Source organism: Acinetobacter beijerinckii CIP 110307, assembly GCF_000369005.1.
Taxonomy (GTDB): domain Bacteria; phylum Pseudomonadota; class Gammaproteobacteria; order Pseudomonadales; family Moraxellaceae; genus Acinetobacter; species Acinetobacter beijerinckii.
In genome coordinates this window covers 458,900-482,609 of sequence record NZ_KB849764.1, presented here as the reverse complement: position 1 = coordinate 482,609, position 23,710 = coordinate 458,900, and the positions used below count along the sequence as shown (strand labels likewise).

General features: G+C 37.6%; 24 protein-coding genes. 13 read left to right on the top strand and 11 right to left on the bottom strand.

The window, feature by feature from the left end:
- Positions 1-446 precede the first annotated feature (446 nt).
- Together F933_RS03865 and F933_RS03860 are read right to left on the bottom strand one after the other, a co-directional pair.
- Entirely contained in the window at positions 447-1,484 is a 1,038-nt protein-coding gene (locus F933_RS03865; protein ID WP_005058665.1) for a lipase secretion chaperone, read from the bottom strand.
- A 78-nt stretch (positions 1,485-1,562) separates the two neighbouring features.
- Positions 1,563-2,555 (bottom strand): lipase family alpha/beta hydrolase, encoded by a 993-nt coding sequence (locus tag F933_RS03860; protein ID WP_378236446.1) that lies wholly within the window; start codon positions 2,553-2,555, stop codon positions 1,563-1,565.
- A 303-nt stretch (positions 2,556-2,858) separates the two neighbouring features.
- Between F933_RS03860 and F933_RS03855 the strand changes: the two genes are divergently transcribed.
- Positions 2,859-3,878, top strand: a complete 1,020-nt coding sequence (locus F933_RS03855; protein WP_005058663.1) for a helix-turn-helix transcriptional regulator — start codon at positions 2,859-2,861, stop codon at positions 3,876-3,878.
- Between the two features lie 56 nt (positions 3,879-3,934).
- Positions 3,935-4,513: a flavin reductase family protein gene (locus tag F933_RS03850; RefSeq protein ID WP_005058661.1), complete on the top strand. Its 579-nt coding sequence runs from the start codon at positions 3,935-3,937 to the stop codon at positions 4,511-4,513.
- A gap of 54 nt (positions 4,514-4,567) precedes the next feature.
- Here F933_RS03850 and F933_RS03845 read toward each other — a convergent pair whose 3' ends face one another.
- Together F933_RS03845 and F933_RS03840 are read right to left on the bottom strand one after the other, a co-directional pair.
- Positions 4,568-5,251 (bottom strand): superoxide dismutase, encoded by a 684-nt coding sequence (locus F933_RS03845; RefSeq protein WP_005058660.1) that lies wholly within the window; start codon positions 5,249-5,251, stop codon positions 4,568-4,570.
- 147 nt (positions 5,252-5,398) lie between these two features.
- Positions 5,399-6,169, bottom strand: a complete 771-nt coding sequence (locus F933_RS03840) for a 3-hydroxyacyl-CoA dehydrogenase (protein ID WP_005058658.1) — start codon at positions 6,167-6,169, stop codon at positions 5,399-5,401.
- 143 nt (positions 6,170-6,312) lie between these two features.
- On the opposite strand from F933_RS03840, the gene F933_RS03835 reads away from it, so the two are divergent.
- Both F933_RS03835 and F933_RS03830 read left to right on the top strand, forming a co-directional pair.
- Positions 6,313-7,371 carry an AraC family transcriptional regulator gene (locus F933_RS03835; RefSeq protein ID WP_034710465.1) on the top strand — a complete coding sequence of 353 codons (1,059 nt, stop codon included), beginning with the start codon at positions 6,313-6,315 and terminating at the stop codon, positions 7,369-7,371.
- A 16-nt stretch (positions 7,372-7,387) separates the two neighbouring features.
- The gene (locus F933_RS03830) at positions 7,388-8,020 is read left to right on the top strand and encodes an FMN-binding negative transcriptional regulator (RefSeq protein ID WP_005058654.1); all 633 of its coding nucleotides are present in this window, start codon (positions 7,388-7,390) and stop codon (positions 8,018-8,020) included.
- A 178-nt stretch (positions 8,021-8,198) separates the two neighbouring features.
- Here the strand turns inward: F933_RS03830 and prmC are convergent, their stop codons facing one another.
- Together prmC and prfA are read right to left on the bottom strand one after the other, a co-directional pair.
- Entirely contained in the window at positions 8,199-9,017 is an 819-nt protein-coding gene (gene prmC / locus F933_RS03825; protein ID WP_005058652.1) for a peptide chain release factor N(5)-glutamine methyltransferase, read from the bottom strand.
- On the bottom strand, positions 9,017-10,105 hold the full coding sequence (prfA, locus tag F933_RS03820; RefSeq protein WP_005058650.1) for a peptide chain release factor 1: 1,089 nt from the start codon (positions 10,103-10,105) through the stop codon (positions 9,017-9,019). Before prfA ends, prmC begins: the two co-directional genes overlap by 1 nt.
- Before the next feature lie 247 nt (positions 10,106-10,352).
- On the opposite strand from prfA, the gene yiaA reads away from it, so the two are divergent.
- From yiaA to F933_RS03775, 9 genes are all read left to right on the top strand, one after another.
- Complete coding sequence (gene yiaA / locus F933_RS03815) at positions 10,353-10,820, top strand: inner membrane protein YiaA (RefSeq protein ID WP_005058649.1); 468 nt, start codon at positions 10,353-10,355, stop codon at positions 10,818-10,820.
- A gap of 239 nt (positions 10,821-11,059) precedes the next feature.
- Positions 11,060-11,488 (top strand): hypothetical protein, encoded by a 429-nt coding sequence (locus F933_RS03810; protein ID WP_005058647.1) that lies wholly within the window; start codon positions 11,060-11,062, stop codon positions 11,486-11,488.
- Between the two features lie 136 nt (positions 11,489-11,624).
- A complete protein-coding gene (gene trhP / locus F933_RS03805; protein WP_005058645.1) occupies positions 11,625-12,989 on the top strand; it encodes a prephenate-dependent tRNA uridine(34) hydroxylase TrhP in 1,365 nt (454 codons plus the stop codon).
- A 2-nt stretch (positions 12,990-12,991) separates the two neighbouring features.
- The gene (locus F933_RS03800) at positions 12,992-13,246 is read left to right on the top strand and encodes a YfhL family 4Fe-4S dicluster ferredoxin (RefSeq protein ID WP_005058642.1); all 255 of its coding nucleotides are present in this window, start codon (positions 12,992-12,994) and stop codon (positions 13,244-13,246) included.
- 160 nt (positions 13,247-13,406) lie between these two features.
- Entirely contained in the window at positions 13,407-14,342 is a 936-nt protein-coding gene (locus F933_RS03795) for an ABC transporter permease (protein ID WP_005058641.1), read from the top strand.
- Complete coding sequence (locus F933_RS03790) at positions 14,339-15,217, top strand: ABC transporter ATP-binding protein (protein WP_167539057.1); 879 nt, start codon at positions 14,339-14,341, stop codon at positions 15,215-15,217. The genes F933_RS03795 and F933_RS03790 overlap by 4 nt, the downstream gene beginning before the upstream one ends.
- Positions 15,218-15,277: 60 nt before the next feature.
- Complete coding sequence (locus tag F933_RS03785) at positions 15,278-16,303, top strand: isopenicillin N synthase family dioxygenase (protein ID WP_005053593.1); 1,026 nt, start codon at positions 15,278-15,280, stop codon at positions 16,301-16,303.
- Positions 16,300-17,175, top strand: coding sequence for a hypothetical protein (locus tag F933_RS03780; RefSeq protein ID WP_005058637.1), 876 nt, complete (start codon positions 16,300-16,302; stop codon positions 17,173-17,175). Before F933_RS03785 ends, F933_RS03780 begins: the two co-directional genes overlap by 4 nt.
- Positions 17,176-17,192: 17 nt before the next feature.
- On the top strand, positions 17,193-17,522 hold the full coding sequence (locus F933_RS03775; protein ID WP_005053589.1) for a DMT family transporter: 330 nt from the start codon (positions 17,193-17,195) through the stop codon (positions 17,520-17,522).
- Positions 17,523-17,574: 52 nt separating this feature from the next.
- Here the strand turns inward: F933_RS03775 and F933_RS03770 are convergent, their stop codons facing one another.
- The 5 genes from F933_RS03770 to F933_RS03755 all read right to left on the bottom strand — a co-directional run bounded on the left by F933_RS03770 (position 17,575) and on the right by F933_RS03755 (position 23,696).
- A complete protein-coding gene (locus tag F933_RS03770) occupies positions 17,575-18,606 on the bottom strand; it encodes an ABC transporter substrate-binding protein (RefSeq protein WP_005058634.1) in 1,032 nt (343 codons plus the stop codon).
- 97 nt (positions 18,607-18,703) lie between these two features.
- Entirely contained in the window at positions 18,704-19,141 is a 438-nt protein-coding gene (locus F933_RS03765; RefSeq protein ID WP_034710366.1) for a CopG family ribbon-helix-helix protein, read from the bottom strand.
- Positions 19,142-19,151: 10 nt separating this feature from the next.
- Positions 19,152-19,268 carry a hypothetical protein gene (locus F933_RS17530; RefSeq protein ID WP_005053582.1) on the bottom strand — a complete coding sequence of 39 codons (117 nt, stop codon included), beginning with the start codon at positions 19,266-19,268 and terminating at the stop codon, positions 19,152-19,154.
- A gap of 170 nt (positions 19,269-19,438) precedes the next feature.
- Entirely contained in the window at positions 19,439-23,041 is a 3,603-nt protein-coding gene (gene uca, locus F933_RS03760) for an urea carboxylase (RefSeq protein ID WP_005058631.1), read from the bottom strand.
- A 10-nt stretch (positions 23,042-23,051) separates the two neighbouring features.
- Complete coding sequence (locus F933_RS03755) at positions 23,052-23,696, bottom strand: urea amidolyase associated protein UAAP2 (protein WP_005058629.1); 645 nt, start codon at positions 23,694-23,696, stop codon at positions 23,052-23,054.
- Positions 23,697-23,710 lie beyond the last annotated feature (14 nt).

Sequence of the window (23,710 nt, the reverse complement as noted above, 5' to 3'; positions counted from 1 at the left end):
CAAATTCGTTTTCTAAATGGTCTGACACATTAATTCCCTAACTTACATTTAACTGGCTAGATTTTAAGTATATGAGTGTGTTTATGAAAGAAGATTCTAGCATTTATAGAATTTAACTTTGACAATACCCATTTTTTACCCCAATATTTTACACACTCATTAACAGTTAAATAAAATCAACAAGTTATAACTCAGGTTAAAAACTTTGGATATTCTTCAATTTTTTTAATAAGTTTATGTTTTAGCTTATTATATTGATGATATCTTACTGTTCACTGCCACATAGGCAGCTTAGAAACAAAATCGTGATGGCAATTTTTACCGCAGATTGTTCACTGCCACATAGGCAGCTTAGAAATTTGAATAAAGTCCTAATACTCTGAGGATTAAGTTCACTGGCGCACAGGTTGCTTAGACAATGATCAAAACACCTAAAGAAATATAATTTAGTTAAGTTTCTTCTGATCATTCATAATTTCGTATGACTGCGCTCGAAGTAAATCTTCTTTTGTCGCAAACGTACTGTTCCGAAGTTGTTCAATAGATTTTTGTTTGGTTGCATCATTAGCGTTACTTTTTAGAATTTGATCACGTTGAGACAAATAACTATTTACTTGTGTTTGCCAATTCGCTTCATCTTGGTCAACTCTCTCCAAACGATCTGCCGCTTCAGGCCCGAGTAAACTTTCTCGCATATTACGCAGTTCTTGAGCAGAGCCACCCTTCGTTTTTATTTCTTGAGTAAGTTGCTGTAATTCTGCAAATTGCATCGACACACGAACGCCATCTGCTAAAGTAGATGGCAGCTCATTAATCAAGTCAGCTATCTTTATGGCTTTTTGTTGTGTTGATAAATTCTTATTAGAATGGATTCTCATTTGCTCAATATTAAACTGATTCAGATTCCGCTCATTTCCAAACAGAGCATTAATTTCAGCCTGATTGAAAAACTGTTGCTGTAGCTTATTCATCTGATCAATAATTTTTTGAAATTCCTCAACATCTCCAGATTTAAAATTCCCTCTTGGTTTTTGATTTTTTAAAGCATGTGTATAGGCAACATACTGATCTAATAAATAAATTGCATAGTTTGAAGCAGTATCTGGCAAAGTTGCTGTTAGGTATTGTTTAATATCAGAAATCAGTTCAGATTCTGTTTTTTCTCCTAAACTTGAGAAAAAATAATCAAAACAACTTCTCAGACCTACCGTTAAAATTAGTTTACCGTTCCCATCTACTTGGATTGGACAATCTATTTCAGTTCCTTGCAGTGACTGTGCGAGTATAGGCATCTTTCCTTTTTGATTATTTTGTTTTTCATTGGACAAATCATTTTTTGATTGTAATTGAGTTTGCTGATTTAGATGATTCTGCTCCTTTTGTCCCTCTGGTTTAAAATACCAGTATATAAAAGCCAGCAATAGCAATAAACAGACCATTAAGCCTAAAAAGATTATTCTATTATTTAAAACCTTATTACTCATCATCCTTTACTCTATTTATTATTCATTCTAAAAAATATTGAGGCTAAAGGAGTTAAATTTACCCCTTTAGCCTATTTATTAAAGACCCTGATTTTTTAACCGATTTGCTTGAGTACGAAATGGTGTAACAGGATTTTGTAAGAAGCCTACTAAACCTAATATTTGATTCACTTCATCTAAATGGTTAAATGCATAATTATCACGAATAACTGTTCCCAAATGGCTTGAACACCTTGGTACTAGACCATCATTTTCACCGGGGATAAGTAGAGATGTAGCAGCAAGACCATAATCCATCGGATCTAAAACATTGGTTAAGACCCCTGTTCCGCTCCAAGAATAATAACGAACGCCATTTACAAGCTCAGTACCTGCTCCACAAGCGGTCGTTGGGACACCAGCAGGAAAACGTTGATTAAAATTAGCTGAACCAGCAGTCGTTAATGAATTAAGTCCTGCAATCGCATCTTGATCATAATAATGACCAGAGCCAATCCCAACTAAAGAAAAGAATGCATTAACCGCACCAGCAATTATAGGTGAAGCTGCTGGCCCAATAGGTGATTGCGTTACTGCATAAACCACATCTGCTACATTTGAACCTTTAGCGGGACCACCCACTGATGTTACAGAAGCAACTTGATTAGGTATCAAACCAGCCACATATCGTATTGATTGTGAACCGTGACTATGCCCGATCAAGTTAACTTTTTGAGCACCTGTGATCGCCAGCACTTGTTTAGCTTGAAGTAATAATTGTTCTCCACGAACTTCTGATGAATTAAAAGAAGCTTGTTGCGCCACAAATACATTTGCACCGTTTCCAACTAGATCCTCTGTAATGCCATTCCAATATTGCAATGGTCCGACCGCAGAAAAACCTGCCATTCCATGTGCCAACAAAATTGGATATTTAGTTTTTGCATAGCTTGATGTAACACTTGTACTACCGCCGACTGAACAAGAATTTACATTACAGTTTTGCCATGATGCTTTTGGCGCTAGAAAATCGAATAAACCTGCATGTACAACAGATCCACTACTCACTAGCATGCCCGCCATTAACGCCATAGTCTTGAAGTGTTTTTTCTTCACGTTTTTGCTCCTAGCATTTTTCATTTTTATTACAAACGTTTAGTCCTAAAGCTTTGTATGCGGAATCATTCCATACATACAAAAGACTGCGAAAATTATACTCCCTAGAAATATTGTGTGAATTTTAGACTAAAACAAACCGCGCCAAAATCATAACAATACACGCCATTTTTTTTGTTGAAATGCAAAATTCCGATGAATGTACATTTTCAAATGCGCTTCACTGCTTTAATTTCACGATGAATGGAATAAGTATTTCAATGGAATTTGTTCAACATTATGAGTATTCCCCGTCTTCAGTATCAGCATTTTATTAGTGGCTCTTATGTACATTTACTCAGTGAGGTTGTGTCTCGGTGGAACATTTCATCTGAAGAATTATTCTGGGGTACTGGAGTCGATGTTAAACAATTAAATGATCTAAATTATAAAATTAGTCTGAGTTCTTTCAAGAAAGTGATTGCTCGTACTATAGAGCTTACTCAAGAAGATGGAATCGCTTTCTACGCCGGCACTCAACTCAAAATAAGCTCTCATGGTTTACTTGGCTTTACCGTTGCCATATCAAAAAATGCTTTTGAAGCAATAGAAACTATTAACCAATTTGTTCGTTTGCAATGTTCATTTGTGGAACTAAATTTTACTGTAGAGAATGACCTTGCTTATTATGGAATTACATACGATCACTCTGTATTAAATTTTAATGATGCAACAGATTTACAAGCCTATGAATTTAGCTGTGTATTTTTCCTCATCGGTTTTGTACATTTAGTGCGTTTTTTTATACCTAGTTTTAAACCATGTGTAGAACTACAGTGTAAATATCCCGAATATTTCACGCGTTTCAATGACATTCTAACTACAACTTTTGAAGAAATACGCTATGAGCAATCTTGTAGCCGTATTATTAGTTCTGCAAAATTTTTAGATATGCCACTGAGCATGTCAGACCCGCTGACTTCAGAAAAATTTAGACTACTGTGTCAAAAAGAATTAGATGATCTTGTTGCTACACAAGATATTATTCAACGCGTTAAATATCTTATAGATGATAAAACTGATGGCTTACTTAATATTGATCAAGTATCCCAAAAATTAAATCTTACCAAAAGAACACTTCAACGTATGTTGAAAGAGAAAGAAAGAAGCTTTCAATTACTCTATGATGAAGTTCGTAGGACTAAAGCTCAAAAATTATTATTGAATCCATTCATTACCAAAGATGAAATTGCAAAAAATTTGGGGTACTCATCAACATCAAGCTTTAGTCGTGCCTATAAACGTTGGGAAAATCAATAAATCAGACTAATCCTATGTCACAATAAGTGCTGATGATGAAACTGATCGGATGAGATATGTCTGAAAATAAGATGCTGCCTGTAGATCTACCTAAAGCTTATCGCTTACTGAATCACGGTCCTACAGTTTTAGTTTCTGCACAACACGAACAAGATACCGATGTTATGGCGGCAGCTTGGGCGTGTGCCTTAGAACTGACGCCTGCCAAGGTGACTATCGTATTAGATAAAAGTACCAAAACACGGCAACTAGTTGAGCAAAGTGGATATTTTGCTTTACAAGTTCCTTGTTACGCGCAAATAGACATGGTGCATCAATTAGGAACGATAAGTAAATTTGATAATCCAAACAAACTAGAAGATTGTCATACTCAGATTTTCTACCAAGCAGGATTTGATGTTCCTTTAGTTAAAGACAGCCTCGCATGGCTGATTTGTAAAGTGATTCCTGAACCATATATCCAACAAACACATGATCTATTTATTGGATCAGTGATTGCAGCATGGGCAGACCCACGTGTGTTTAAAGATGGGCACTGGCATTTTCAAAACGTCGAAAAAGAATTGAAAAGCTTGCACTATATCGCTGGTGGAACATTTTATTTGATCGGTGATGAAGTCAAAGCCAGTATATAAAAACAAAAAAAAGATGACTATAGCCATCTCTTTTTATTCAAATTATTCTCGGATTTATTTAACTGCATGCTCATAGCGTTGATTAACTTTATTCCAGTTCACTACGCTCCAGAACGCTTTCGTATAATCTGCGCGACGGTTTTGATATTTCAAGTAATACGCATGTTCCCAAACGTCTAAGCCTAACAATGGTTGTCCTTTCTTCTCGGCAATATCCATCAATGGATTATCTTGGTTCGGTGTAGATGTAATTTCTAATTTGCCCGCTGGGTTGACAATTAACCATGCCCAACCTGAACCAAAACGACTAGTTGCAGCTTGGTTAAATTGTTCTTGAAAAGCTTCAAATGAACCAAAATCTTGAGTAATCTGCTTCAATAATTTTGGGCTTACCTTACCCGTTTTATTGGTAGGAGCTAAGCTTTCCCAAAAAAATGCATGATTGAAATGACCGCCACCATTGTTTCTAACAGTAGCATTGTATTTAGAAATTTGCTTTTGAATTTGTTCAACTGTTAGTTTATCTAACTCAGGATATGTTTTGATCTGAGCATTAAGATTGTCCACGTAAGCCTTATGATGTTTTCCATAATGAATTTCCATGGTTTGTTGATCAATAGCAGGCTCTAACGCATTGGTTTTATAAGGTAACGGCGCTTGCGTAAAATTTGCAAAAGCTGAAACACTAAAACTAGAACATATAACTAAAGACAAAAATCCTTTCTGAAGATTTCGCATCACACACCTTTATTGATAATCGTTTTCATTATCAACATATAGATAAATGAGCCTTGGGTCAAACAACAGTATATAAATCAATACATTTCTAAATAGCTTAAATACAAAAAAAGCGATCAATCATCGCTTTTTTGTAGCTTTGAAATTTTATTTAGCAGCCATGCGGATAGAGCCATCAAGACGAATGACTTCACCATTTAAATATGAGTTTTCAGCAATATGCCCAACTAAACGAGCAAATTCCTCTGGGCGACCTAAACGTGATGGATAAGGTACCATTTGCCCTAAAGCATCTTGCACATTTTGCGGTAAAGCTTTGAGCATAGGTGTTTCCATAATACCTGGGGCAATCACCATAACTCGGATTGCGTGACGCGATAATTCACGTGCAATCGGTAAAGTCATTGCCACTACAGCACCTTTAGAAGCTGAATAAGCTGCTTGACCAATTTGACCATCAAATGCCGCAACTGAGGCCGTATTAACGATCACGCCACGATCTTCATCACCCTCTGCAACCGTGTTTTTACTCATTGCTTCTGCTGCTAAACGAAGCATATTAAATGTACCCGTTACATTGATCTGCAAAGTTTTAGAGAACATTGCTAAGTCATGTGCACCCTCTTTGCCTACAACTTTTGCAGATGGTCCAATCCCTGCACAATTTACTAAACCATGGACACTGCCATGTTTTGCAACAACCTCTTTAAAGAATTGTTCCGCAGCTTTTTCATCGGTCACATCCAACTTCACAAAGTCAGCCTTGTCACCTAAAACCTGTACTTGTTGCTCACCCGCTTCAACATTCATATCCACTAATGTAACTGATGCGCCTTCCTCTACTAAATATTCAGCTGTAGCCGCACCAAGTCCAGAACCGCCACCAGTAATAACAAAATGTTTTCCTTGAATTTTCATTTACGTTTCCTATCAAATTAAAGATATATATTTTTATAAGCGAGAGTAAAGATAACTTTTTTCCGATACAATTCCAAAAAGTAGCAAATTTAATGCAACTTTTGAGCATTCATCCTAATTTATCTCCTATATTTTATCTAAATATGAGCAAAAATCCGCACATTGAATTGAACTCTGCTAAAGACACCATTTCAAATGCTTTAATACGTGAGGCATTGAGTGTTGCTGCAAGTCGAGGTCTGAACATTGTCAATATTGCCAATCGTGCAGGTATTTCAGCAGAATTACTCACTTCAACCAAAGCTCGTGTTCCCGTCATCCAATGCGCACAGCTTTGGATTGAAACAGCAAAAATGCTAAATGATGAATTTTTAGGTATGGATTCACATCCAATGCGGCGTGGAAGCTATAAATTACTCGCTCAAATAGCTTTTGGAGCTGAAACCTTAGAACAAGCAATTCATGAAATTTTTAAGTTTCTCAGCCTGATCTTAGATGATATTCAAGGTGAATTAATTCAAGACGGTTCAAAAGCTTATTTAGTATTGCATGATCGGGAACAGCCCAAAAGGATGTTCACCTATGCGACTTTTTTAATGCTTGTGCATAGTTTGATGTGCTGGCTAAGTGATCAACGTATTCATTTTCAGCACATGATGTTTAAATGTCATCAACCGCTAGAATTGCAAGATTATCGTATTCGGTTTTGTGAAAATATTGAATTCAACGCAGATCAAAATAAAATTGAATTTGATGCACATTATCTCAAACATAAAATTAAAAAAGATAAACAAGCGTTAAATGATTTTCTGAAACAAACACCTTATAACTTAATCGTAAGGTTTAAAAATGAAAATTCTTTAAGCTTGCAAATTCGCCGTCAATTACTGTTACAACCCCCATGTGATTGGACAGAACTTAAAGACATTGCTCAGCAATTAAACATGTCAACAGCAACCATTCAACGCCGATTAAAACAAGAAGGCGTCAGTTACCAGCAACTCAAAAATGATATTCGCTGTGATATCGCGATTGAACGTTTAAGCAAAACTTTAGATTCTATTCAAAGTATTAGTGATGATCTCAATTTTCATGATCCAAGTGCATTTCACCGTGCATTTAAAAAATGGACAGGTGTTAGTCCTGGCAGCTATCGAAAATCCTCGCCGACGAAGAAAAGCCTTTCGGGTCATTTGGAATAATAACCGGAGTTAAAAGATGTATTTACCAGAAATTTTCGAAGAAAAAGATCAAGAAAAGTTATTTTCACTCATTCAAAATTATCCCTTTGCGACCATGATCTGCAATACGTCAGAAGGAATTGAAGCGAATCACCTACCTTTTCAATTGATTCAAAATCAAGATGAGAACACAGCTTCTTTAATTGCTCATATTGCAAAAAATAATTTACTGCATACCCAAATCGAAAATGGTGCCGATGTACTGATTATTTTTCAAGGCGAACAAGGCTACATTTCGCCGAACTGGTACCCAAGTAAACAGCAACATCACCAGCACGTACCGACTTGGAACTATCAGGTAGTTCACGTCAAAGGAACCATTACCTTTTTATCTGATGAAAAATCTTTACGAGGTATTTTAGCCAAACTGACACGTACGCATGAAGCTAAACAAACAGTGCCTTGGAAAATGTCTGATGCACCAAGTGAATATATAGCTCAGCAACTTCAAGGCATTGTTGGAATTGAAATCAAAATTAATAAAATGACAGGAAAATTCAAACTGAGTCAAAATCGTGATAAATGTGATGCTTTAGGAGTAGTAGAAGGTTTAGAACAACAAGGTGGTTGTCTTCTAGGACAAGCCTTACAGCAATATATTCAGGATTAACTGCCCTTAAAATTTATGTGATAAGTAATTAACTATATATAGTTACTTAAGCTTTGTTCAACAGATGGCTGCACGTTATAAAAAATTGATTCCAAATCTACAAATCGTTGAATTAGAAGATTATGGACATTAGATACCGTACAACTATAGCTAAAGAAATTATGCGCTTTTTAGATAATTATGCATAAAATTGAGCAAGCGTGACACGATCATTACCGCCATAATCTTTGATGGTTTTAATTTGCTGAAAACCTTGTTGCTCAAAAGTGTCTCTTACAATTTTTCCTTGATCATAACCATGTTCAAGTACAATCCAGCCATTTGCTTTGAGCCAGTTTCTACCTTGCTGAATAATGATTTCAATATCAGCCATGCCATGATTATCTGAAATTAATGCACGCTCAGGTTCCGATTTGAGCATTTGCATGTGTACATCATCAGGATCGATGTAAGGAGGGTTAGAAACAATCAAATCGAACTTTTGATCACTCAAAGCCTCGAACCATGCACCACAGCAAAATTGAACTCGTATTAAACCATTCCGAACAGCATTTTCTTGAGCAACATCTAATGTAGGCTGAAAAATATCAGTTGCTGTTATTTGCCATTCAGGTCTTTCACTTGCCAAAGCTAAAGCAATAGCCCCCGTGCCAGTACCCAAATCTACAACATTTGCTTTTTGATCAAGTTGTAACTTTAAAACTGTTTCAACCAAAATTTCGGTATCAGGACGTGGTACTAATGTGTCATGGGTGACTTTTAAATCTAAAGTCCAAAATGGTTGAGAACCCGTGACATACGCCAAAGGCTCACCTTGCTCAATTCGAGCAAGACCATCTAAATATGCTTGCTCTTGTATTTCCGTTAAATCCTGCTCAAGTCTCAGCTTTAACTCTATAGCCTGAATACCCAAAAGATGTTCCAGTAACCATGCCGCTTCTTGACGTTCATAGCTATCAATTTCACCTTTAAGTTCTAAGGCTTGAGCAATGTTCATTAGCCGCCATTTTCCTGTGCAAGCATCGCTAACTGATCAGCTTGATATTCACGATGCAAACTATCAAGTAACTCGGTTAAATCACCCTCCATAATCGCATCTAACTTATATAAAGTTAGATTAATACGGTGATCAGTCATACGACCTTGCGAATAATTGTAAGTACGAATACGCTCTGAACGATCACCCGAACCAACCAAGTCACGGCGCATTTCAGAGGTTGCCGCATCAGCCGCTGCACGTTTTGCATTTTCTAAACGCGATACAAGCAACGCCATTGCTTTAGCTTTGTTCTTATGCTGCGAACGTTCTTCTTGACATTCAACCACGACTCCAGATGGAATGTGAGTAATACGTACCGCAGAATCAGTTTTGTTAATGTGCTGACCACCCGCACCTGACGCACGATAGGTATCAATACGCAAATCAGCAGGATTAATTTCTACAGTGGTATCGACATCAACTTCTGGAAGAATGGCAACGGTACAAGCTGAGGTGTGAACACGCCCTTGTGATTCGGTCGCTGGTACACGTTGTACACGATGTGCGCCACTTTCAAATTTCAAACGACCATAAACACCTTCACCATCGATGCGGCAAATAATTTCTTTATAACCACCATGCTCACCTTCATTTTCAGAAAGCACTTCGATACGCCAACCTTGTGTTTCAGCGTATTTACTATACATACGAAATAAGTCACCTGAGAAGATCGCAGCTTCATCACCACCCGTTCCTGCTCGCACTTCAAGATAAGCGGCATTGGCATCGTTCGGATCTTTAGGAATCATAAGCACATTTAATTGATCTTCTAATTCAACCAATAGTGCTTTATTTTCCTTTATTTCTTCTTCTGCCATATCTTTGAAATCAGGATCAGATTTCATCATTTCAGCAGTTTCAATATCTTCTTCAGCTTGACGATATTTCTTCCATACCTCAGTAATTTCAGTTAAATCACTGTGCTCACGTGAGAGTTTACGGAATCGTTTGTTGTCTGAAATTACTTCTACATCAGCAAGTAATGCAGTCAACTCTTCATGACGATCACAAAGTTGATCTAGTCTTAAACGGAGTGATGCTTTCATGGGTGAAATATCTCAAAAATTTAAAGACTCAATGCAATTCAAAACCTTGAAGCATGAGTAAAATCAAAAAATTGCGCATAGTTTACAGACTCTATGGATTAAAAGACATAGTCAAAGCTATGAACTTACTTATCTACCATCATTTCATCACAAATTGTTCAGTTTTGTTGTTTGCACTTGTTCTCTTATCGGTGCTTAGATATAAATTAGTCAGGATAAATAAAAAGATAAAACAATAGGATGAACTATGAATAACTTTATAAACCGCCCAACATCGGCATTTATAGCGGCAAGCTGGGTCGCATTGCTGGCTGGCGCTGTTGGTTTCATCATTGGTTTATGGAATGCCAATATGCCTCTGCACGAAAAAGGCTATTATTTCGTTATTTTACTCTATGGATTATTTTCAGCAGCCTCATTACAGAAAGCTGTACGAGATCAACTGGAAGAAATCCCTGTGACTCAAATTTATTATGGCTTGTGTTGGGCATCCATGGCAGTATGTATTGTTTTATTACTGATCAGTTTATGGAATGCAGATCTCGCAATAAGCGAAAAAGGCTTTTATATCATGTCATTCTTACTCAGTTTATTTGGTGTAGTTGCTACACAGAAAAATATTCGTGACCTAAATTATTTACGCTTACAAACTGAATTAAATCCTCGCCAAATCAGATTAGATGAATCAACTTCTAAACAAGATAATGCTGAGTAAGCATAGAAATGCGTTTGGGACATCTCCATTTTTTGATTTTTATGATGTGAGCAGATTAACTATCTTATTGTTAAATCTGCTTAATTTCTCACTCCACCTCCATCATTGAAACAAAACTCTACAATCAAGACACCAAAGAGTAATAATTAGCGAGTGCTTCTCCACATTTTCTTTCTAAAACTTTGTTACATTTGCAGCCATTAGAAAGATGTCCTATCAGTAGGAACATGGAGTCAAAAATGAAAGCGAAAATTTTATTATTAGGTGCAGTTTTAGCGAGCTCAACTTTAGCAACCAATGTATATGCTGATAATGCAACACGCGTTGCTGCAACTTCTGCTCTTGGTAGTGTTGTTGGTACTGCTATCGGTAAAGAAATGGGTGGTAACAATGGCGCTATGATTGGCTCTGCGCTTGGTGGTGCTGGTGGTGCTGCGGCTGCAAGTAGTAAACGTACCCGTACCGAAGCTGCGATTGGTGGTGGTTTAGGCGGCGTTGGTGGCTACACAGTGGGTAGAAACGTCGGCGGCACAACGGGTGGTTATATTGGTGCTGCGGCTGGTGCAGCAGGTGGTGCAGCACTAGGTCGTAAAGTTGGTCAAGACCGAGACTATGACAATTACCAATCGAAGAAATATAAAAAGAAGAAAAAGCATCGTCGTCATTAATACAAAAAGCACCTTCGGGTGCTTTTTTTCAGTTAATACTTACTTAAATATTTAAAATTCCGAGCAAAATGCTAGGTTGAATCTATGCGATTATATTTTTAAAATAATTCCCTATTTTTTATATGCCTTTTGCATCATGAATACTGAATTACTCTCTCCTGCTGGTTCACTTAAAAACATGCGTTATGCTTTTGCTTATGGTGCAGATGCCGTTTATGCAGGACAACCACGTTACAGTCTCCGTGTTCGTAATAATGAGTTTGATCATGAAAATTTAAAAATCGGAATTGATGAAGCACATGCATTAGGCAAAAAATTCTATGTTGTTGCCAATATTCAGCCACATAACAGCAAACTTAAAAATTTTATTCGTGACATCGAGCCAATTATTGCGATGCAACCTGATGCATTAATTATGTCGGATCCTGGCTTAATTATGATGGTTCGCGAACATTTCCCTGATATGCCTATCCACCTTTCTGTACAGGCCAATGCGATTAATTGGGCAACTGTAAAATTCTGGAAAAACTATGGTTTAAGCAGAGTCATTCTTTCTCGTGAATTAGCATTAGAAGAAATTGAAGAAATACAGAAAAATGTACCAGAAATTGAACTCGAAGTTTTTGTCCACGGCGCACTATGCATGGCCTACTCAGGACGATGTTTACTCTCTGGGTATATGAATAAACGAGATGCAAATCAAGGCGCATGTACCAATGCTTGTCGTTGGGAATATAAAATTCATGAAGCACAAGAAGATGTGAATGGTGACGTAATTCCTGTTCAGCAGATAGAACAATCAAAAGAATGCTGTTCCAATAAAGTTCAAGATGCCCCTACTCAAAGTGTTTTAGTACAGCGTAATGATGAAGAAATGTTTGCGGCTGAAGAAGATGAACATGGTACTTATTTTATGAACTCGAAGGACTTACGTGCCATTCAACATGTTGATCGTTTGACTCATATGGGAATTGCTTCACTTAAAATTGAAGGACGAACAAAATCCTATTTTTACTGTGCTCGAACAGCTCAAATTTATCGTAAGGCAATTGATGATGCGCTATCAGGTCAACCATTTGACTCAAGTCTAATGGATCAACTTGAAGGTTTAGCCAATCGTGGTTACACAGAAGGATTTTTACGTCGCCATGTTCATAGCGATTACCAAAATTATGAGGATGGTTCATCACATTTCGACTATCAACAGTTTTGTGGTGAGGTAATTGAGCGCAATGGCGATTATGTTCAAGTAGAAGTTAAAAATCGATTTTTAGTTGGCGATACACTTGAGCTCATGACTCCTAAAGGTAATCTTGTCTTCACTTTGACTGAAATGCGTGATTTAAAAGGTTATCCAATCGAAAATGCAAAAGGTTCTGGACATATTGTGAAAATCCCACTTTCAGCAGATATCGATATTACTTATGCCTTATTAATACGTAATCTTCCACACGCCAAAACACAGTTAAAAACAGATGCACTTGCATATTCGGCAGATTAAATATGGCGCTATTGATTACTACAGCATGTATCAACTGTGATATGTGCTTGCCAGAATGCCCTAATCAAGCGATTTATGAAGGTGCAAAAATTTACGAAATTGACCCACAACGTTGCACTGAATGTGTCGGTTTCTACGAATCACCCACATGTATTGCGGTTTGCCCTATTGATTGTATTAAACCTGATCCTTTACACATAGAGAGCAAGGATCAACTGCAAATTAAATTTAATAGCTTAAATTTATTAGGTAATTAGAGGCTTATACAATCTAAGGGAATAACTCGATTGCTTATCAAGCATCGATTGTCACCTCTAAAAATAAAGCAATATTTACGAACATAGGCAAAACACTGGCATCAAACTTGCTAAGTAGTATTACGTTTTTAACAATTAGTATTACTACAGGTGTTTGCCTATGCACCATTCATCCGCGTCAAATAAGAACAAGCTTTTTTTAAGTTTAGGATCTTTTTTAATTCCTTTACTGATTTGGAGCTGTGTCAGTTATTTACCTTTTATTTGGCATCCTCAAGTTCAAATCACAAATTCAGGTGATGCGTCCTATTTACAAGTGGGAACTCGCTTAGCCAAAGATGCTTATTATGCTGAAGCGCAAAATATCGTTGATCAAGGGAAAAGCCCTCCTACAGGCATCTTAGTCAATCCTATCTATTTACCTGCACCACATGAAGTCGCAAAAGCACTGTTTACTTCATTTACGACACCACCACAGCAAGCTGACTCTCCGTGGTTACATCAGAGCCTATGGCATAGTATTAAGATCGTATTTACGGCTTTCTTTATATCGTCTTTGCTGGGTGTGCCGCTTGGAATTTTATGTGGTTTTTCAAAAACCATCTCAAGATTGACAGAGCCTTTTGTCGAGTTCTTCCGTTATTTACCCGCACCTGCCTTTGGTGCATTGGCCGTTGCTATATTAGGTATCAATGATGCACCTAAAATTGCCATTATTGTGATTGGTACGTTGTTCCAACAAATCTTAATTATCGCGAATACAACACGAATGGTGGATCGAGGTCTCATAGAAGCGGGTTATACATTAGGTACTAATAAGATTAAAAGCTTATTCCATGTCGTTATTCCCGCAGCACTTCCTGATATTTATCGAGATCAGCGTGTTCTACTTGGGTGGGCTTGGACTTATTTAATTGTATCGGAATTAATTGGTGCAACCTCAGGAATCACATGGTTTATCACTCAACAAGCTCGCTATCAAAACTTTGATAATGTCTATGCAGCAATTCTCATCATTGGGTTCATTGGCATCGTTTGTGATTTGATTTTAATGAAACTCGGCGCACGTCTATTTAAGTGGAAAAAAGGAGTATGAATATGGATGAATTTTTTGATTCAAAAAGCTACTTCGACACTATTTATGCTCGACCTGTCATGCTTGAAACCAAGAATTTAAGTCAAGTTTTCCGGCATGGAAATACTGAGCGAGTGGTTTTAAATAACATTCATTTAAGCATTCACAAACGTGAGTTCATTTGTGTCATCGGACCGTCAGGTTGTGGTAAATCAACTTTAAGTCGTGTCGTAGCAGGTTTGGATGATTTTCACAGTGGTGAAGTCCTAGTTGAAGGGGAAAAAATTCAAGGACCGAGTTCCGAACGCGGCATGGTGTTCCAAGGTTATACCCTTTTCCCATGGAAAACCGTCAAAGAAAATGTGATGTTTGGTCCATTAATGAAAGGCGTGAGTCCAACTCGAGCTGAGGAAATGGCACGTGAATGGATCAATATTATTGGTTTAGAAAAATACGAAAATCAGTTTCCGCATGAGCTATCTGGTGGAATGAAGCAACGTGTGGCAATTGCCAGAGCTTTGGTCAATGAACCTAAAATTTTATTAATGGATGAACCCTTCGGTGCTCTAGACCCTTATACCCGACAAAAAATGCAAAAGCATCTGATGGATTTATGGCAAAACATCGACATCACGATTATGTTTGTCACACACGATATGGATGAAGCCATTTTATTGGCAGATCGTATTGTGGCTTTAAAAGCAAATCCTGGTGAAATCAAAGAAATTATTGAAGTGAATTTACCACGGCCACGATCATTAGATTTAATCCACTCCCCTGAATTTAAACAATTACGTCAGCAAGTAGATCAACTCGTCCATGCTCAGGAAGAAGACATTGACCCTGCTTTAGAGGATCTGCCTAAAATTCCTCGTATGACCAAAATCAGTACATAGAAATAAAAATAGCAATTGGGACGACCCAACTTGCTTCATTTATTGCTGGACGACCAGCCTATGGTGAACCTTATGAGTCAATCTCATGATGCTTATGCACTGCCGCTGATTGATATTTCACTGCTTGCAAGTGATCGCTTGCAAGATCGAATCAAAGTTGTCACAGCGCTTGATCAAGCCTGTAAAGATATTGGTTTCTTATATATTCGAGGAGATCAATTTCAACCTGAATTATTTAAACAACTGAAACAGATTGCGCAAAGTTATTTTGCTCAAGATGAAGCGACCAAAATGCGCCACTATATTGGCCTTTCTGAAAATCATAGTGGCTATGTTCCTATCGGTGAAGAACAATTCAAGGCAAATGTTTACGATTTAAAAGAATCCTATGATGTGAATTATGATTATTCAGATACATCTTATAGAAGACCATTATTAGGCCCTACCTTATGGCCTGACCATCCTCAATTTAAAGCTGTCGTTTTAAATTATTATCAGCATATTCGAGCAATAGGTCAGCAGTTATTTAAGGCTTTCGCTTTAGCCTTAGAGCGAGATGAAGACTTTTTTGAACAACATACACAACATGCGCCAAGCCAATTAAGACTAATTCATTATCCCTATAATCCAGCAGCAGAAGATCAATTTGGAATTGGTGCGCATACAGATTATGAATGCTTTACCCTACTCTTCCCGACCGCTGAAGGACTGCAAGTCCTCAATAAACAAGGAGAATGGATTAATATTCCACTGATAGAAAACACCATGGTGATGAATATCGGTGACATGATGGAAATTTTGTCGAATGGCCGTTATTTAGCAACAAAACATCGGGTTAAACGAGTTCAACAAGAACGTTACTCTTTTCCTTTATTCTTCTCATGTGATTACGACTATATCATTCAGCCAGTCGTAGAGAATGAAGCACCTCAGTATTCCGCCATGAAAGGTGGTGAACATTTGTTTAATCAAACTGCTCAAACATTCATGTATCTGAAAAAAAGAATAGAAACAGGTGAGCTTGTTTTAGAAAATGCTCGTCCACTCTACTCCTTTGGTATGCAAGAAAAAGGAGAAACACCATGAATTTAGAGCAACTTTTAGAACAATTACAACCCACTACTTTAAGCGATATAGAATTACCTCAATACTTAATGGGAAGTTTTAGACGAAAAAGTATTACTTTTTTCAATGGGATGACGGATGAAAAGACCATTGTTTATTGGTTTCAGTCCAAATCTTTTAGCATCGATTTAAGACTGGTTGATGGCAACAATACCTCTATCTATCAACGTCAAGGATGGATTGGGGACACGATATGGGATGCGAAAACTGAACTTTTGTCATGGCATATCAAACATAATTATCAAAATCATGTGCAGTGGCCAGAGCCCGCAAAAATTTATCAGATTGGAAATAGCATTTTAGAATTTTCGCCCTCGAATGCTTATGTCGAAGATTGGCGTCAACAAGCTAAAAAAGGTTTGTTTCTCGGACTCAGATTATTTCAAATGCAACATTTAGCAAGCCAAGAAATAATCACGATGGATGGTGGTTTAATTATTACAGATCAACATATTGCCTATGCACAATCTCGTCTGCCATATCATCAGCAGCAGATTGGAAATGTAGCTTCGCTCTATGATTTGCAAGATAAAAACAGCTCCATTGAAAACTATGAAGTCTCGATTACCTTAAATGATGCAACTATTCATTTTAGTACTCAGTCAGACAAAATTGATCAGCTCATTGAATTGGATCACTTTGAAATAATTGATAGCAATACCATTTCACAGTTCAAAGTGATTGAGGGTGAGAAATATCGACTTTATTTCACTATCGATGTCTATCAACCATATTTTGAATTTAGTCATTCAAGCTCCACTACTTCTGCATCGGAACAATGGTTCGATCATGAGAAGGATCACTTGTTAAAAAGTTCAATTCATGTTCTCTAACTTTAAATAGGCGATTTATGTCCTATCTCTTTTTGACCATTGCAATCATTGCTGAAGTAATTGCGACTTCAGCTTTGAAAGCTTCACAAGGTTTTAGCGTGTTGATGCCTTCTATAATTACGATATTAGGTTATGCAGTCGCATTATTTTTCTTATCACTTACACTTAAAACCATACCTGTTGGTATTGCTTACGCGATTTGGTCTGGTGCAGGCATTGTACTAATTTCAACGGTTGGATGGATTTTCTTCAAACAACATTTAGATTTAGCTGCAATCATCGGGCTTGGTCTGATGCTGGCTGGAATTATTGTAATCAACGTTTTCTCCAACAGTACCCATATTTAAGACATTAAAAAACCGTTCATTTTTGAACGGTTTTTTTACTTTTGAGAACCTATTATTTCAGTTCATCTAGCAGTGCAGGATAGATCAAACCATCAACATCCACTTCGCTTTTATAAATACCATTACTGACGTTAAATTTATTGACATGATAAGTTGATCCATAAATTGAATCAAAACCTTCTCCTTTTACAAATACCTTTTTATTGGCAGCAACATCTAATAAATGAGTACCATCAATAAATTGCTCATATTGTTGTGGATCAACACCAACGCGATTTGCCATGATTTTTACAGCATCATCATGTGTAGCAGGGTCTTGAATATATTTTACGGTTTTATCCCACACTTGGATGAGTTTCTTCCATTCATCTTTATGAATAGATAGGTGACTGGTATTGACCGCTAAAGTGTCATAAATCAAACCAGGTTTATCTTTTGAGGTATAAATAATTTTTGAACCTGCAACAGCTTTAAGTGCTTGATTGGCTACTGGCTGCCAAACTGCAATTGCTGCTATATCTTTACTCGCAAAAACTTGAGGTAATTCATTGGTCACTGAATTTACTAATTTCACATCAGTCGATGGAATTTTTGCATCATTTAGTGCTGTCGCCAATAATAAATGATCAACCAAACCCTTCTCAGTTGCGACCGACTTTCCTTTTAAATCATTGATGTTATGAATGCCCTCTTTAGCAATAATCACATCATTGCCCGCAGAATAATCGGTGACCATAATGATCATGCCTTTGGTACCGCCCGATGCATTGACAAGATTATCGCCATTGGTGACTAAAACTGCATCAAGTTGATTTGCAGCAAAAGCTGAAAGCGAAGCCGAGTAATCAAACCATTTAAACTCTACATTTAAACCTACTTCTTTTAACCAACCTTTTTCAATCGCTACTTGCCATGCCACAAAACCCGGCCAATCACTATATCCAATCGTAATCGGTGTGGCTGAATTTGAACTTTTTGTTTCAGTTGATTTATCTGTTGTTGGTACCTTGGCAGAGTTATCACATCCCACCACAGACATCGCTAAAAGAATTGAAACTGATAAAGAAGATATTGCACGCTTCATTGTATAACCCCATATTTGTCGTTCAAAAAAGTTTTAAATTTCCATTGATAAATCTGTGTACCAATCAACTCATCTGGCTTTTAGCCAATTGAGTTTTCTACTCGTTTTGCTGTAAAGGTGGCATGACCGCATCCATGAGTTCTAAATGCCCTTTGATCACACCTTTTAGTGCAATGAACTGCTGGCTTATTTGTTTGAGGTCATTACTTTTTCCTTGTAAAAGCATGACTTCAAGAATCTTTTGCTGATCGAGTTGAATACTTAAAGAACTGATCACTTGTTCCAAAAACTGATGTTGCAAATCACTTAACTGAACACGAATGTTGCTTGAACTGCGTTGATAAAGTAGTGTCAATGTGCCCACCATCACTGAATTTTCGGTGGTGTATTGATGAATGAGATGCTTATTGATCATGTCAACAATCGCTTGAGAACGACTTTCATAATGTTCCTCAACAATTTTTTGATCTAAAGCTTCAACCGTTTTTTCAGGAACTGTAATGCTAATACGTGTTAGCTTAGGTTTTGCATTCATACTCATTCAGCTATTTTTTAGGAAGTTGATTTTGCTTTACATACAAACCTGCTCTCACAGAAAGCAACTCAATCAGCACTTTTGTAGCAATGTGAAAATACTGAACTAGAATTTTTTTGATTTTCATGACCGCTCCAGTAATACCAAATTAAATATTCGTAATATTAAATGCAGTATCCATGCCAGTTTTTACTATGTTTTTGATGGGTAAATCATTTAAAAAAGATGAAAAAATGCACATAAAAAAAGCCCTAAGTTTCATCGTAGGGCTTTTTCTGCATCATGATTTTTTTGATTTTATGCTGGCACAAGAGTAAACAAAGCTTGCCCTGTTTTTACCGTTTGTGCTTTATCAATTAGAATGGTATCTACTTTCATTTTTGCAGGTGCGATGATTGGAATCTCAATTTTCATAGCTTCAATCACAGCAAGAGTTTCGCCCTCCTCGATGATATCTCCCACTGAACACTCAATTTTCCAAACTGATCCCGGCATGTGTGATTCCACGAGCATCCCACCATCTGGGATACTAATTTCAGTATCATCAATCAAAACATCAACCTGATCCGAGACATATTCAGCTAGACCCGCTTCATGCCATCTTTGTCTTTCGGCTTCAAAATTTGATTGCTGAACTTGTTTGAACGCTCCAATACTTTGCTCATTCTCTTTGAGAAATGCATTGTATTCTTTAAGGTTCAAAACACCTTCTTCAATGCGTAACTGTAAACGACCCGCTTTAAATGATTCACGCATTTCTAACAGTTCTTGTTCAGATACTTCATAGAATCGAATCTGATCAAAGAATCGTAATAGCCACGGTTTATTTTGTTCAAAATTAGGATTTTGGCGATAACGGCTCCAAACCTGTGTCGTTCGCCCAACAAACTGATAACCACCTGGTCCTTCCATGCCGTACACACACATATATGCACCGCCGATCCCGACTGCATTTTCAGGTGTCCATGTACGTGCTGGATTATATTTTGTCGTCACCAAACGATGTCTAGGATCTAATGGTGTTGCTACAGGCGCACCAAGGTAAACATCACCTAGCCCCATCACAAGATATGACGTGTTATACACCACATCTTTAACTGCCTGCTTCGATTCCAGACCATTAATACGGCGAATAAACTCAATATTATCAGGACACCACGGTGCATCTGGTCTTACCAATTGCGTATATTTTTCAGTAGCAAGTTGAGTTTGAGAGTCTTCCCAAGCGAGTGGCAAATATACCGTTCTCGATGCAACCTGCATGTTTTCTATGTCTGGTAACTCACTTTCTGCTGCCTGCAATAATTTCAATAATTCAAGCTGATCTAAAATTGTTGAATCAAAATGAATTTGTAAAGATCGAATGCCCGGTGTGAGATCAATAATACCTTTTATATTTTGTTGTTGAACCCACTGCATCAAAGCATGAATACGGAATCTCAGATTTAAGTCTAAAACCAGTTCTCCGTATTCAACTAATAAATAATGATTCCCAGCAGGTCGATACGTTACATTTGGTTTATCATCACCTTGATCTAAGGTCGCCAAGACTGCATTTGCTAATGTAATTTCTTCTGCTTCAATTTGTGGCTGATAATTGAGCTTTGCTGTGGTTTCATTCGCCATTGAAGCTTGATAACGCTGTTCTAAGCGTTGTGCTTGCGTGTAACTCACAAGGATAAACTTTACTTTATCTCCTGCTTTTAACTGTCCGAGCTTCCATAATTCAGAGTTTATAACCACAGCAGGACACACAAATCCGCCTAAACTTGGGCCATCAGGTCCTAAAATAATCGGCATATCCCCTGTAAAATCAATTGCACCGATTGCATAAGCATTATCATGGATATTTGAAGGATGTAATCCTGCCTCTCCACCATCAATTCGAGCCCATTCAGGTTTAGGTCCAATTAAGCGAACGCCTGTACGACTTGAGTTGAAATGGATTTCCCATTCCTGCTCAAAAAACATAGAAATATCATTTTTGGTGAAAAAGTCAGGTGCCCCATGTGGGCCATACATCACCGCAATTTCCCAGTTAGTTTGAAATGCCGGTATTTGCTCTGGGTTTAAGGAGATTGATTCAGTCTGCTCCGATGCAAATATTGGCAACATATCGCCAGTAAGTAGATTTCTACCTGCATGACCACCAAATTGCCCTAACGTAAATGTCGCTAAACTGCCTAAATATTCAGGAACATTAAAGCCCCCTTTTATTCCAATATAACTTCGGCAACCCGTAACGACACGACCACATTTTAAAACTTGTCCTTTTAAAACATGAATCGTTGACCACATTGGAATAGCTTGACCATCTAGGCTGGCTTCCATGTCGCCACCCGTCAATACGATCTGGCTATTACAATGAAATTTCAGCGTCGGTCCTTGCAACGTGCACTCTAAACCAGCCGTGTTAAATGCATTACCAAGTAGTTGATTGGCTACATTCAAACTTAATGCATCCATAGCTCCCGAAGGTGGAACACCGACGTCCCAATACCCTAATCGTCCCGTCACATCTTGGATGGCTGTTTGAATACCTGCCTGTAATACTTCTATTTTTTGTGTTTTCCATGCAAAAGTATTTAAAAAACGTGTTGTTTGAGTACCTTGCTTAAAGGTCTCAGAATCAATAATTTCCTGTAAGTATTCTAGGTTTGTTTCAATCCCTGCAATCTCAGTAATACTTAGGCTATTTTGCATCGCCGATATTGCATAATCACGGTCTTTGGCTGTCACAATAATTTTAGCGATCATTGGGTCATAAAAAGAGGAAACGTTTGATCCAGTTTCAACCCAAGTTTCCACACGAGCGGCTGGATCAAATGCAACATTCGTCAACAAGCCTGCACTCGGTTGGAAATTTTTAATTGGATCTTCAGCATATAATCTGACTTGAATAGAATGCCCTGAAGATTGCAATTTTTGCTTGGGTGCTTCCCAATCGCCACTTGCTAAGGTCACCATCCATTCTACTAAATCAACGCCATACACTTGTTCAGTTACACCATGCTCAACTTGTAAGCGAGTATTAACCTCCAAGAAATAGAACGCTTGACTATCGGTGTCCATGACAAATTCAACTGTACCCGCTGAACGATATTGCACAGATTGCATCAATTGGATGGCAACATTTTGAATGTATTGACGTTGCTGATCATCTAAATGAGGTGCTGGTGTTTCTTCGATCACCTTTTGATTACGACGCTGAACCGAACAATCACGCTCACCTAAGGCAATGACATTTCCTTTGCCATCACCAAAAATTTGAACTTCGATATGACGTGCATTTTGAACAAATTTTTCTAAATATAATCCAGCATCTTTGAAATTTGCTTGTGCAAGATATGAGACCGTTTGATAAGCATCTTTCAACTCGGTTTCATTCCAAACCAAACGCATCCCAATACCGCCACCACCTGCGGTACTCTTAAGCATGACGGGATAACCAATTAAATCTGCTTGTTGAATCGCATCAACTTGATCAAGCAATAATTGGCTACCGGGCAATAAAGGAACGTTATTTTGAATTGCTAATTCACGAGCGGTATGTTTAAGACCAAAATCAAGCATTTGCTGAGCAGTTGGCCCGATAAAAGCAATTCCATTTTTCTCACATAATTCACTAAAAGCCGCATTTTCTGATAAAAAACCATAACCCGGATGAATCGCTTCGGCGCCTGATGCTTTTGCAGCAGCTAGAATCTTATCAATATTTAAATAGCTTTCTTGCGCAGGTGAAGGACCAATAAAAATCGCTTCATCTGCTAATGTGACATGTAAAGAATCTCGATCTGCTTCTGAGTAGACTGCAACAGATTGAATACCTAATTTTTTTAATGTACGGATGACTCGACAGGCAATCGCACCACGATTGGCAATTAATACTTTATTAAACATAATTCGCCCCTCAAGCTTCACGTACAATTAATTGAATTTTTGTCGGGTTGTAGGCGTTACATGGATTATTCAATTGTGGGCAATTCGAAATTAAAACAATCAAATCCATCTCTGCTTGAAGCTCTACATATTTACCTGCTGCTGATACGCCGTCTTCAAACTTTAAATGTCCTTCAGTGGTTACAGGAACATTCATAAAAAAGTTAATGTTCGGACCAATGTGACTGACGTTCAGTTGATGTTTTTTTGCAATCGGATGCTGAGCTAAGGCATACATAAAATTATTACGGCAACTATGCATTGGATATTTATCATGTGCATAGCGCACCGTATTACTTTCACATGAACACGCACCACCCAATGTATCGTGTCTACCACAGTTATCATCCACAATAACCGCAATAGGACGAGCATAATTACTAAATAGCACGGTGCCTTTTTCAAGATAAATTTGTTGATTTTGCGCTAGTGTATCTGTGGCACTGTATCGTTCATCTGGGTTTTCTGCGCTGATAAATAAAGTATCAACAGCTTGATTACCTTCTAAATCTACAATTCTAAAATACTGGCCTTTTTTGACCTCACACATCCATGCTTCACCTGCTGGGCATACTTCATCAAGGACTGCTTTTTTGAGTTTTTGTAATGCTGACATCTTAGTTCTCCAAT